The organism is Sphingobium olei (genome assembly GCF_042678845.1).
In the GTDB taxonomy this organism is placed as follows: domain Bacteria; phylum Pseudomonadota; class Alphaproteobacteria; order Sphingomonadales; family Sphingomonadaceae; genus Sphingobium; species Sphingobium olei.
Genome location: NZ_JBHTLS010000086.1, coordinates 1 through 9,942 on the forward strand (window position 1 = coordinate 1; position 9,942 = coordinate 9,942).

Consider the following 9,942-nt stretch of genomic DNA (forward strand, 5'->3'; position numbering starts at 1 on the left):
CAGGCGGTTAAGATGGACCCCACAGAAAACCGCGGATGCGGGCTATTCGGGACGCAAAACCGGCTCCTTATCGCTCAATATCTTAGCCGCGGTTCGCAAAACCAAATCGGCCACCGAACCGCCGTTGCCCGGAACGATGGCCTGACCACGCGAAGGGATGTTCGCAATGGGTGAGGCGACCATATACCATGGCACCCCTCTAACGCCACGGGCAGCGCTCGAAAGCATCATGCCCGGTCGCGCTGCTTGCGTGTCCTTCTTCCGCCCTGACGATCTGGAGGCGCTGCTGGCTATCTGCCCGCAGCTGATGTTTCGATCACGGAGCGTTCAGCTTCTGGATGAAGGCCATGAAGGCTGGCAGGGAGTGGGACGAGTTCGACCGTCTCACTTGGTGGCTGTCCTACTATCAGTGGCTGGAGCCAATGATCTATCATCCGGGGCGATGGGCGATCATGCCCGACAGTCCTGGCGCGCCTTCCCAGCTCAACGATGGACTGCTGAACGACTGGCCATTCGGGCCGTCACGGGGAGCGCCGGTGTGGCACATGGACGGGTCAATCGAACGACTAGCTCGACTATGCGAGCGCTTTCCGCGTGTCTGCATCGGATGGATAGGCGACCCGAAGAAAGAGCCGGTTGGGTGCGACGCCTACCGCCGCAAGATGGACGAAGTGGCGTCCTTGATGGGCAATACCTGGCACCCGCTCCACATGCTCCGGGGAACTGCGGTCGCGTTCGACTATCCTTTCGTCAGCGCGGACAGCACCTCACTCGCGCAGAACGGGCATCGCTACGACTGGCAGGACAATCAATGGTGCCTGATCAGCGGCCCGCCTCGCAAGTGGAAGGGCAGGACAGGCTATGCCGATCGATTGGAAGGAGGCCGCAATGAAAGCGGTTCGTCGCTCTATGTGCCAGTTGCGGCTTGAACGCATCATGGCGCGCAGGCTCAACAGCATGGATCAGATGCTTGGCTTTGGGCTGGGCTACGGCAATTCGATCCGGGTTGTCGGTGATCGTGCTTCCCTTCCCCCTATCCCCCGCGAAAGGCCCGGAGCATGAGTGAGAAGATCATTCTGAACGTGGACCAGCGAGACAATGCCATGCTGGCCCTGCGCGCTGCAACCTATCTGCTCGAGCATCCCGAGAAGGCCGACGCCGTGCTGGACTATGGCGATGGACACGCCGCCATGTGGGCGAGGCGGGGAAAGCGCTCCATCATAGTCTATGAGCAGCACTCCGCTTCCAACTCCCCCCTCAACCCGATGGAGGCCGGACGTGGGTGAGATAGCGAAAGCCATAGCGCACGCAACCCGCTGGAATACGCACTGCGAGGCAGAACTGCCGAGGTTGAGCCAGTGCGACAAGGTGCCATGCCCCATGCGCGAGAGATGCGTTGAGGCAAGACTTCAGCGGGAAGGAGACGGCGAGTGAGCGAGATGTTGGAGCTGGCGGAGAGGGTAGAAGCGCTGACGGGGCCGAACTACGCCGTTGAGGTCGAGATATTCAAAGCGCTTCACCCTGAGTATGCCGACTACGTTCAAGGGCGCGGCGGGCTGGTGCATCGGTTCGATGGATCGGATCAACGCGTTTTGAGCGATATACGTCCCGGCAATTACACGGCTTCGCTTGATAGTGCTATGAGGCTGGTGCCGGACGGCCTGAAATTCGAGGTAACGACGACAGGTTATAAACCCGGCGCAACAGTGTGCGGGAACAGCCTTACTGGCGTTCATGAAGGCAGCTATGCCGCCACACCAGCCCTAGCCCTCTGCGCCGCCGCCCTCCGCGCCCGCCACCATCTGGAGAGCAGCGATGCACAAGGTTGATGAGGTAATCGAGAGGCTGCGGAACCGCCCGCACGATGCGCCGATGGAAAGCGAGTATCTCATGGAGGATGCCGCCGACCTTCTCGCCTCTATGAAGGAGGCGCTGGAGCCGTTTGCGAAGGTGGCCTACGATATCATCACGAACCGGGGCGACGATGAAGTGATAGATGATACGCTTGCCGCCGACCGCTTGACTTGGGGCCATCTTCGCCGCGCCCGCAACGCCCTCAATGGAGAGAAGAATGGTTGAGCCAGACGAAGCGCTCGCCTTCGAGCAATGGTGGCCGCATCACGAAAGCCGAACCCGCAAGACCGCTTTGAAGGCGCTTCTTTCCGGCGACGCCCTTGATCCCGTCAGCCTGGAATTTGAGGACATCAAGGCGATCGTGGAAGCCGGACGCCGTGAGGGACTTAGGCAGGCGGCGGATGTGGCGCGGGAGAGAGCGGAGAAAGCCATTGCCCGTCCGTTCGATCCCGAGCAAGGCGACACGCCAGAGAACCGCAGCTTTGATCAGGCGTGGAAGCAAGGCTCATACAACGCTCTGCATTGCGCCGCCAACGCAATCACCGCGCTTATGGGAGACGAGGGGTGAAGAGCAGAACCGTTATCGAGTTTTACGCAACCAGAAAGGTTGGCGTTGCCGCTTCTTTCCTCATTAGGGTCGAAACTGACGCGCCAGTTCCACCGGATGGTGCTTTGATCAACATCAAGGGCGAGGATTATCTGGTGCTTTCCACCAATTACTCGATTGATCAGCCCGGAGAACCATTCCCCGAGGTTGTCTATCGCCGGAACGTCTTCATGCGCCTCGACGACGCGGAGTAGCGGGGATTCACAACCCTCTACCAGGATGGTATAAGGGGGATGACGCGGCGGCGCTGATGGAAGCGTGCTGCTGCCGGCCTGATCAGCCGGAGCCTAGACTGAGACGAGGATGAAACGATGGCCTCGGTGCGTCAGTAGTCTGTATCAAGCCAGACCCGCGTCGCCCCTTGACCGACTCAGGAACAATGCGCGAACAGAGGGTCATGGATGACGAGACACGACGCGCTAACGAGCAGCTTATAGGCGACTTCTTCCACCAGTCCCGATCCGATGCGAGGGCGAGGAAGAAAGGGCTACCGAAGGGCGAGCCTCCGGTAAGCCATCGTCATGGGACAGATTGGTGGAACTACATCGAAGGCGGGAAGAAGCGCCGCTAGCCAAGCCATAGCGTGATAGCACCTGCGAGCAGATACCAACTCAGGATGGTGCCGCCAGCGATGTAGCCCAGCTTGGCGCGCGGGGGCATAGTTAGACCGTCAGGTCCGGCCTCATCAGCGCTTCAAACATGGCGTTGGCATAGTCGCCATATCCCTGCGTCGATGGGTGGACGGACGCCGCATCCGACAGCATTCCCAGCGTCACATTCTCTGCTGACGAGGTGTCGCCAGTCATGCCCCAGCGATCAGCGATGGAGAGGTGCGCGACATGATCCGTGTCGGAAGCAATGCGCCGGCAGGCCTGATGATAGGCGTAATAAGCCTGCCCGCCAGACGGAACGGTGACACCACCAGAGGGGGGGAGCGCCGTGTTGACCAGCAGCGTGCAACCGCCAAGTGCCGCAATGTTGGCGACCGCCTCACGCAGACGCGCCTCATAATAGTCAGGGGTCGTATAGACAGGCCCGATCGCCTCGCCTCCAGTCCCGCCGCCCATCAAGGTCTGCTGAAGTGTACCGTCATTCTGGCCCAGAGAAATGATGGTCAGCGCCTCATTCCACGCGCCAAACTGCGCCGCGAGCCGAGAGCGGATATAGGCATTGCTGGTCGCTGCGTTGTTGCGCGAGCTTTCCCCGACGCCGAGGTAATCCGCGATGGTCCAGCCGGCGCGACCCCAACGGCTGACCGTGACGCCCTGGTTGTTGTGGTAGCGGATCGCGGTGATGTGCTGCGAATTAGTCGCGCTGATCCCTGCCAGGGTGATCGTGTGCGTGGTATTGGCAAGGCCGGTGATCGACAGCACCTTGTAGCCTTTCGTCGCGCCGGTATTGTTGCCGGACGCAAGGCCCTGCGTAACTGTGCCTCCGTCCACCTGATAGGTGAAGCCGCCGTTCAGCGTTCCATCCGCCGTGTCGCCGCCAAAGTAGAGAATGTCCACGGCAGTGCAGGCGGGCGTGGTGAACGTCACTGGCCTATCGCTGCGGATGCGGCCTCCCCATAGGCATGGACCGATCGTGAGGTCCGCAGTCACCCCGGCGTCACGGGCAACGCGGCTGTCGGTGCCAGAGTAGAAGGGGGTTATAGCGCCACCGCCGAGCGTGCCGTACCGAGCGGCGAAGAGTGCCCGAAGCTGCCCTGGCCAGCCGCGCGCATCAGCTATCGTGTTGGTCGTAACGCTGCTGGGATTTTCGGTGCCCACGCCCTGGGTGATGCTGTCGCCATGGCAGCCGATATGGACCGGCGCATAGAGGGCGTTGCCCAGCTTGGCGCGGAAGCGTCGCAGGCCACGCGGGTTGTAGAGGCGATAGCTCCTTGCGGTGAGTGGCGTGGAGTTGCCGGAGATATCGTAGGTCACGCCATTATCGAGCGCGGTGATCGTCAAAATTTGGTCGGTATCAAACGGACCAAAAGTCGATGACCGATTATAGGTTTGGGTGACGCTGTTGAGCGTCACAGAGTATTTCAGGCCGGTGATTGAAACCACGCTGCCGGCAGCGAAGCTGACGGGAACGAAAGAGCTATTTGCTACGGCAACCATTATTTGTCCCCCTTGAGAGAATTGGAAACAGGCTTTGGTTCAAGATCGGAAGGGTCAAGGCTAACGGCCCATTCGTGGGCCTGAATAGCGTAGGCGGCGAGGCCGGCGAGAACGTCCGCGCCCACTTGCACTGATCCGCTATCTCCGGGGGGAGCGGCGGGCACTTCTTGAGGAACGCCGGCACCGTCAGCTTTGGCGGGGGAACCGGTTTTCCGGCCCGCACCTCCACCACTTCCTTGCCGCACGAGGGAAGCGCGCAGGCGAGCGCGAAGATCGACAATGCTTTCATCGGCTGCATCGGCCTTGTCCTTCCATTCCTGTTCTTGGGCAGCGTTGACGGCTTTCTGTGCGGCCAGCGCCTCTGCGGTCCTGTCGATGATCTTGGTTTTGAAGAGGGTGTATTCCTGCCGCACTTCGGCAAGCTGGCGCTTGTAGGAGGCGCGGAGGCTGTCGATGCGCCAGACCCATAGGGATCCAGCCAGAAGCACGACCGCAAGCGCGCCATAGATGTAGGGGCGGAAAGGAGCGGGGATCACAGGCCCACCATGCAGAGGCGATATTCCTCTGCCCTCCGGTTCGCGAGGCCCTGCACAAAGCGTCCGCCCGCCTTGTTCCAGAACTTGATAGCCGCGCAGCCACCGGCAAAGTCGCGGCTGTCGAAGCGGCGATCAGCGGTAGACTGGCAATAGGCTTTAATGCCGATATTGTAGGCCAGCGATGTAGCGGCGGCGAGCTGGTACGGCCGATCGGCAATCGCAGGAGTGCAGCGCGCTACAGGCTCAGCGAACTCCCTGACACCCTTCTGGAGCATCGCCAAGCATTCGGCATCTGTGTAGCGGCGCATCTTCACGCGTGTCTCGCCGTAGCAAACAGTAGGCACGCCCACGATGTCTAGATAGGGATCGTTGCGCTTCCCTTCCCAATTCCCGATGAGCGGGACAGCAAGCGCCAGAGCGGCAGCAAAGCCAGCCCCGGCCCCGACCGCTACCTTCTTCTTTGTGGCATCAGCCATTGTTGGCCCCTTTCTGCCGCACCAGGCGGGCGAATGTTGCTGCGCCGAAGATCAGCACCGGAATCCAGTAAGCGATGCGGACGGGGAGCAGCATTTTCAGCTCGTCAGGCAGCGCCGCCCAAAGCTCGCGCGCGATCTCGGGAAAGGCGAGCAGCGTTCCGAGCAGGAAGTTGCCGAGCAGGTTTAGGCGCACGGACCAGAATTTGAGCCAACGAGTGCGCCAGTCATCAATCAGCTTCATTGCCCCGCTCCAAACAGAAGTTTGCCGAGCGCAAGCAGGAGGCCTAGGCCGGCAGTGAAAACCGTCCCGATCCCGGCATAGAAGCCGAAGCTCTTCTGCTGCGCCGTGTTGAGGTCCGCGATCTTGTTGAGGATGATTTCCAGCTTGTCGGAAACCTTCTCGTTCATCGCCTCGATGCGGTTTTCGATCTTGTCCATCCGCAGCTCGCCAGCGATCTGGCGCTGTGCGATGTTCGCCGCCTCATGCTTGGTGACGCGCGCGGTTCCCTGTAGATCGCTGATGTCCTTGCGCAGGGGGGCAAGCTGCGCCTCGATGCTGGGATCAGGTGCCATGGCTATCTCCAAGAGCCTTCTTGCGATGAAGTAGAGACAGACCAGCCCAAGCACGCACAGCAGCACGCCACAGAATTTCAGCAACGCCCCAACCCCCGACCAGAGCAAGCTGGAGCCAGCCCACCGTACTCAGTTCATCATAATAGCGCTGCCAGTTGGTCGAGCGCGTGAACATCTCCATCAGCCCGTAGGCCGCGTGCATGGATACCTGGACGCAGAACAGGATAGACAGGATGGGACGCCGCCAACCCGGATTGACGTGCTCACCACGCCATGTGATCCCTGCCAGCCACGCAGCCGCGATCAGGTCCACGACCATGCTGATATGCCATGGCTCGTAGATTTCCGTCGCGGCCACGAAGCAGGCCAGCCCTGCCCAGATAGCGCCCAATGCCGCTGCCTCGCGTTCAAGGCGCGAGTTGCGGGACGCGGCGCTGATAACCAGCACCACGGCCATCGCGACGGCAAAGGAGGTGAAGTTATCCACGCGGCTTCGGCTTCTGCGCCGGCTTCACCGGCTTGCTGGTCTTCTTTTCGTCCTGCGGCGGACGCTGGGGGCCGTTACCGGACATGATCATTCTCCTTCTTGCTAAGCCAGATTCGAAACAGGGGATCGGACAGGTGCGCTTGCCACTGGCGCTCACTCATCTGGCCGGAGCGGTAGCAGGCGAGGATGCCCCGGAAGTCGTCAGACATCGCCTTGCTCCTATGTCAGCGCCAGCACGGCCGATCGCGTAACTCCATCGGAGCCGCGGACCTTGACCGTCAGGGAAGTGTTGGAAGTCAGTTCAAACATCATCTGGCTGTTGGCGTTTGGTGTGACGGACGAAGCGAGATAGTGCCGGATCGGCGCGTTGAAGATGTGCGTCCCCAGCCCCTTCGCGAGATACTGGATATTGATGTCCGTGCTGGCTCCGGACACGCCAAAAATGATGTTGCCCGTGGTAATCTGGAAATAGCCCATGTCCGCCGTTGTGCTGGCGGCGAGGTTGAGTGCACTGTTAGAGGCGTTAAGCCGCAGTTGATGGCGGGCGCTGCTTCCGTCGCGGAACGACATGAAAATCTGCTGGCTGGCGATGTCGGACCCAGACGCAGCGGATGCGCCGACCTGGATGGCTGCAACCGTGCAGGACGCGTCATCCGTGATGAAGCCGTTTGACCATTTCGTGGCGCTGCCGCGCGTTCCGACTTGATAGGCGTCGGCATTCAAGGGCGTCGCGGAACCCTGGATGATCATCGACGCGCCGACCACCGTGGTTCCGGTGCGATTTACGTCAACATCATGCTCCCACCCGATAAGAACGCGCCCGACCCCAGCCCCGGAAACGTTGCCGACGCTGTCGTTGCAGGCGGTATTGATGCCCCAGACATGCGCATTATCGACCGCAGCCACAGCCTGCCCGAAATAGCAGACGGCGTTCGCCTCGTTCGGAGCGGAGCCATGCGTGGCGTTGTTGATCGCATAGGCGTCGAAGGCAGACATATGCTGCACAGTCGTGCCTGGCTGGATGTTGATGGCCGAACGTGTGGCGCTACGGTAATAATAGCCGGCAGGAACTTGTGCCGAATAGATGTCCTGGCCTGTCGTGGGCGAGTTGCGGAATTGGGTTACATAGCCGTCAGTCGTCGGAGTGGAGTTCGCCGTGATCCGGTCGATCAGTTGCGTTTCGACAGCCTGAACCGCCTGTTTCGCGGTTGGGTTGTCGGGAACGATGCCAACCCAGCCGGTGCCGAGGTTGGTTGCAGTTCCCGATACACCTACGGCAGATGCGTTCGTTTTTCCATCCAAATCGCCAAGCGTTGCGGCGACCTTCATCTGGACGTTGCGGATGACTTTCAGCGGTGCCGAGCCAACGAACAACTGTACATCGTAATTGCCGTCATCAATGAAGAAGTCGTAGTTGCCGCCGCTGTCGGTCTTGGCGGCGTTTGCGATGCCGGAAACCGTATCGATGGGAGTGCCGCTCTCGTCGGCGTAGATATCGGCCAGTGCGCCCGTCACAGTATCGTAGGCGCGAGCGATGACATCCGGGATGGGGATTCCCGTCCGATCGTTCACAACAAGGTCGAACCAGTGATACACCTTGCCCCCTATGCGAAGCTGATGAAAGTGACCGCCACCTGCCCGCTCGCCGTGTTGCCGAGCGCATCAGTGACGTTGACTTGGAAAACCGCGTCCCCATCCGGGTATCCCCTGAAGGCGGTCGTTGCGCCGCTGGGGTTGGTGGCGATCGGGACGCCGGGGTTGTCGTTCGACACCCGCACCCACGAATAGGTGTAGGGGCCTTGTCCGCCGCTCACGCTTGCTGTGACGGTGTTGGTCGTGGCTTCGCCTGACGTGGCGCGTCGGCCGCTGGCGGTAGCGGGACTGATGGACACGCTCAAAGGCTGGATAAAGCTGCCCACGGTGCGCAGGACGCCGTTATCCAGCACCTTGAGGGTGCGGATCAGGCGCAGGGCGTTGAAGTGCAGTGCGCGGAACCGCGTCACCTCCACCAGCCCCGAAGGCGTCATGGCGCGCAGGCGGGGCATCAATATTCCATCAGGAAGTCGCCGTTCGCCATGCCCGAAGGAACAGCGCCGCCGATGGGCTGGATGAAGATGCGACCCGAGGCATTCGTTGATGCGTCGTGGTAGATATAGCCGCCGCGACCGGAGAAAATCGGGTTGCCGGTGAACTGGCCGCCCGTCTTGGTGACAAGGTTCGACACGTCAGGGAGACCATTATACATCAGGCGGATGTCGGCCATGATGGCCCGAATTGCGGCGTTAATGTTCCCGGCCGCGCAGTTCTCCGCGATATTGATGCCGCGAACCGATGTGTTGCTGTCTGGGGTGGTGCTGTAGTCTATGACGGGCATCAGACATGCCCCCATTGACGGTTTTTGATGATGTTGGTGATCTGCGTGTTTGAGACGCCGAACTGGCGAGCGAGACGGATACCATCGCCATAGCGGCCATGATGAAGCCGGCGAATGGCCCGGACATCCTCATCGGTTAGCTTCGAAATGGGGGCCGTTTCGCCACGCTGTTGAGTGCCATGGATCACGCGATCGGCGGCGTTTTCTATCTTTGTCGCCCAACGAAGATTATAGGCAGCGTTATTGCTCCGCGTGCCGTCACCATGTGCGACTTCATGCTGCGGAGATGGGCGCGCGCCATGGAAGGCTTCGCAGACGAGCATGTGAATACTTGCGGTCCGCGCATCGCCATCACGGCTCAGACGAACTTGCGGATACCCGGATTTGGGATGCACATATCCGCCGACAAACCGTGTCGGATGAAGCTTGAAGCAGCCGTTCTTTGTTCGAACATACCGGGCAAGGCGACGGACGCGTCCATGCGAGGACACTTCATAGTATCCCTCGTAACCCGCTATCGCTCGCCATTCTTCCGATGTGGACAATTCTCATTCCCCAAAAGACAGGTCTGTCGATGAGGGGAATGAGGACGGCTAAGGCCGTGGTTTCCCGGTGCGGCGAGGTGTCAGGCCGCGCAGCTATGGTTTACCATAGGGTGATTCGGGGTGCAAGAAGAAGGGGCAGAGGTGACGGACGAAGAATTTACGCTGATTGCACGGATCGCCTTGCGTTCGGCCTCAACATCCGCCCTCTGCGCCAACGCTCTTAGGCGCGCTGGCCTACTAGACGCACAAGAGAAGCAAACCATCGCCAGAAACCTTCAAGCGATTGCCGACGAGCTTGAGCCGACAGAGCGGGACGCCGAGGCCGTGCAATATCATCTGCTAGCTCGCCTGTTTCGGGATTGATCTTCAAACCAAGCCCCGC

18 protein-coding genes are annotated in these 9,942 nt (G+C 60.6%); 7 read left to right on the plus strand and 11 right to left on the minus strand.

Features of this window, described 5'->3' with window-relative positions; all coding sequences use genetic code 11:
* Positions 1 to 347 precede the first annotated feature (347 nt).
* The 6 genes from ACFQ24_RS05070 to ACFQ24_RS05095 all read left to right on the plus strand — a co-directional run bounded on the left by ACFQ24_RS05070 (position 348) and on the right by ACFQ24_RS05095 (position 2,655).
* Entirely contained in the window at positions 348 to 929 is a 582-nt protein-coding gene (locus tag ACFQ24_RS05070; protein ID WP_380909450.1) for a hypothetical protein, read from the plus strand.
* A gap of 129 nt (positions 930 to 1,058) precedes the next feature.
* A complete protein-coding gene (locus ACFQ24_RS05075) occupies positions 1,059 to 1,286 on the plus strand; it encodes a hypothetical protein (RefSeq protein ID WP_380909452.1) in 228 nt (75 codons plus the stop codon).
* Positions 1,287 to 1,430: 144 nt separating this feature from the next.
* A complete protein-coding gene (locus ACFQ24_RS05080) occupies positions 1,431 to 1,829 on the plus strand; it encodes a hypothetical protein (RefSeq protein WP_380909454.1) in 399 nt (132 codons plus the stop codon).
* 43 nt (positions 1,830 to 1,872) lie between these two features.
* Positions 1,873 to 2,079 carry a hypothetical protein gene (locus ACFQ24_RS05085; protein WP_380909456.1) on the plus strand — a complete coding sequence of 69 codons (207 nt, stop codon included), beginning with the start codon at positions 1,873 to 1,875 and terminating at the stop codon, positions 2,077 to 2,079.
* Complete coding sequence (locus tag ACFQ24_RS05090; RefSeq protein ID WP_380909458.1) at positions 2,072 to 2,422, plus strand: hypothetical protein; 351 nt, start codon at positions 2,072 to 2,074, stop codon at positions 2,420 to 2,422. Before ACFQ24_RS05085 ends, ACFQ24_RS05090 begins: the two co-directional genes overlap by 8 nt.
* Entirely contained in the window at positions 2,419 to 2,655 is a 237-nt protein-coding gene (locus tag ACFQ24_RS05095; RefSeq protein WP_380909460.1) for a hypothetical protein, read from the plus strand. The genes ACFQ24_RS05090 and ACFQ24_RS05095 overlap by 4 nt, the downstream gene beginning before the upstream one ends.
* 468 nt (positions 2,656 to 3,123) lie before the next feature.
* Here the strand turns inward: ACFQ24_RS05095 and ACFQ24_RS05100 are convergent, their stop codons facing one another.
* From ACFQ24_RS05100 to ACFQ24_RS05150, 11 genes are all read right to left on the minus strand, one after another.
* Positions 3,124 to 4,569: a hypothetical protein gene (locus ACFQ24_RS05100; RefSeq protein ID WP_380909462.1), complete on the minus strand. Its 1,446-nt coding sequence runs from the start codon at positions 4,567 to 4,569 to the stop codon at positions 3,124 to 3,126.
* Positions 4,569 to 5,105, minus strand: coding sequence for a hypothetical protein (locus ACFQ24_RS05105; protein WP_380909464.1), 537 nt, complete (start codon positions 5,103 to 5,105; stop codon positions 4,569 to 4,571). Before ACFQ24_RS05105 ends, ACFQ24_RS05100 begins: the two co-directional genes overlap by 1 nt.
* Entirely contained in the window at positions 5,102 to 5,581 is a 480-nt protein-coding gene (locus ACFQ24_RS05110; RefSeq protein WP_380909466.1) for a lysozyme, read from the minus strand. Before ACFQ24_RS05110 ends, ACFQ24_RS05105 begins: the two co-directional genes overlap by 4 nt.
* Positions 5,574 to 5,822 carry a DUF7940 domain-containing protein gene (locus ACFQ24_RS05115; protein ID WP_380909467.1) on the minus strand — a complete coding sequence of 83 codons (249 nt, stop codon included), beginning with the start codon at positions 5,820 to 5,822 and terminating at the stop codon, positions 5,574 to 5,576. Before ACFQ24_RS05115 ends, ACFQ24_RS05110 begins: the two co-directional genes overlap by 8 nt.
* Positions 5,819 to 6,154: a hypothetical protein gene (locus tag ACFQ24_RS05120; RefSeq protein ID WP_380909469.1), complete on the minus strand. Its 336-nt coding sequence runs from the start codon at positions 6,152 to 6,154 to the stop codon at positions 5,819 to 5,821. Before ACFQ24_RS05120 ends, ACFQ24_RS05115 begins: the two co-directional genes overlap by 4 nt.
* Positions 6,144 to 6,641: a hypothetical protein gene (locus ACFQ24_RS05125; RefSeq protein ID WP_380909471.1), complete on the minus strand. Its 498-nt coding sequence runs from the start codon at positions 6,639 to 6,641 to the stop codon at positions 6,144 to 6,146. Before ACFQ24_RS05125 ends, ACFQ24_RS05120 begins: the two co-directional genes overlap by 11 nt.
* Before the next feature lie 74 nt (positions 6,642 to 6,715).
* Positions 6,716 to 6,850, minus strand: coding sequence for a hypothetical protein (locus ACFQ24_RS05130; protein WP_380909473.1), 135 nt, complete (start codon positions 6,848 to 6,850; stop codon positions 6,716 to 6,718).
* Positions 6,851 to 6,860: 10 nt separating this feature from the next.
* A complete protein-coding gene (locus ACFQ24_RS05135) occupies positions 6,861 to 8,237 on the minus strand; it encodes a hypothetical protein (RefSeq protein WP_380909475.1) in 1,377 nt (458 codons plus the stop codon).
* Between the two features lie 8 nt (positions 8,238 to 8,245).
* Complete coding sequence (locus ACFQ24_RS05140; protein WP_380909477.1) at positions 8,246 to 8,686, minus strand: PKD domain-containing protein; 441 nt, start codon at positions 8,684 to 8,686, stop codon at positions 8,246 to 8,248.
* A complete protein-coding gene (locus ACFQ24_RS05145) occupies positions 8,686 to 9,015 on the minus strand; it encodes a hypothetical protein (protein ID WP_380909479.1) in 330 nt (109 codons plus the stop codon). The genes ACFQ24_RS05140 and ACFQ24_RS05145 overlap by 1 nt, the downstream gene beginning before the upstream one ends.
* Positions 9,015 to 9,560 carry an NUMOD4 motif-containing HNH endonuclease gene (locus ACFQ24_RS05150; protein ID WP_380909481.1) on the minus strand — a complete coding sequence of 182 codons (546 nt, stop codon included), beginning with the start codon at positions 9,558 to 9,560 and terminating at the stop codon, positions 9,015 to 9,017. Before ACFQ24_RS05150 ends, ACFQ24_RS05145 begins: the two co-directional genes overlap by 1 nt.
* Positions 9,561 to 9,701: 141 nt before the next feature.
* Here ACFQ24_RS05150 and ACFQ24_RS05155 point away from each other — a divergent pair, with 141 nt between their 5' ends.
* Complete coding sequence (locus tag ACFQ24_RS05155; protein WP_380909483.1) at positions 9,702 to 9,923, plus strand: hypothetical protein; 222 nt, start codon at positions 9,702 to 9,704, stop codon at positions 9,921 to 9,923.
* Positions 9,924 to 9,942: the final 19 nt, after the last annotated feature.